This is a genomic window from Microbacterium sp. Bi128 (assembly GCF_918698205.1).
In genome coordinates, this window is sequence record NZ_CAKKMM010001598.1 from 1 (window position 1) to 1100 (window position 1100).

Sequence of the window (1100 nt, forward strand, 5' to 3'; positions counted from 1 at the left end):
CCTTTGGCCTGCGCAACGTCAACGAGCCGAAGAAGGCCCTGGCCGAGATGCTGCGGGTCACCAAGCCCGGCGGCCGGCTGGTCATTGCGGAGTTCTCCCAGCCCGTGGTGCCGCTGTGGCGCACCATGTACACCGAATACCTCATGCGGGCCCTGCCGGCCATCGCCGTCAAGGCCTCTTCCAACCCCGACGCCTACGTCTACCTCGCCGAGTCCATCCGCGCCTGGCCGGACCAGGACCACCTTGCGGCCTGGCTGCAGGAGGCCGGCTGGGAATCCGTCACGTACCGCAACCTCAGCGGCGGCATCGTCGCCGTGCACCGGGCCCAGAAACCGGCAGACCCCTCGAACGGCCCTGCCGCCGGCGCTGCGGCGCTGGCCGCCCACACCGGACCCGTGGCCAAGCTGCGCCGCAACATCACCCGGCCCGGCCGATAGCCGATCCCTGCTGTGAATGTACTGATCGTCGGGGCGGGCCCGGCCGGATCCACCGCCGCCTACTACCTTGCCAAAGCCGGCATTGACGTCACGGTGCTGGAGAAAACCAGCTTTCCCCGCGAGAAAGTCTGCGGCGACGGACTCACCCCGCGCGCGGTCCGCGAGATCCAGAAGCTGGGACTCGCCCACCCCGAAGCCGACGGCTGGCGGCGGAACAAGGGCCTGCGCCTGATCGCCGGCGGCCGCACGATCGAACTGCCCTGGCCGGAGGTTGCCGACTTCCCGCAGTACGGGCTGATCCGGACCCGGCTCGGCTTCGACGAACAGCTCGCCCGGCATGCCCAGTCCGCGGGCGCCGTCGTGCTGGAACGCCACAGCGTCACCGAGGCGCTGCGCTCCGAGGATGGCCGGGTCACCGGCGTGCGCGCAGCACTGCTGGACAACTCCGGGCGCAAGACCGGCGAGACGCGCGACTTCAGCGCCGACGTCGTCCTCGCCGCCGACGGGAACTCGACGCGCACCGCCGTCTCACTGGGCATCGGCAAGCGCGACGACCGGCCGCTCGGCGTGGCCGTGCGGACCTACTTCACCTCGCCGCGGCACGACGACGACTGGATGGAAGGCTGGCTCGAGCTTCCCGGCCGCGACGGCAAGCTCCTGCCC

General features: G+C 71.0%; 2 protein-coding genes. Both read left to right on the forward strand.

Annotated elements, in window-relative coordinates; translation table 11 throughout:
* On the forward strand, window positions 1-437 hold a 437-nt coding region (locus tag LQV45_RS34825), incomplete at its 5' end, for a class I SAM-dependent methyltransferase (protein ID WP_230012506.1).
* Between the two features lie 12 nt (window positions 438-449).
* Window positions 450-1100: FAD-dependent oxidoreductase (locus LQV45_RS34830; RefSeq protein ID WP_230012508.1), on the forward strand; the 651-nt coding region annotated here is incomplete at its 3' end.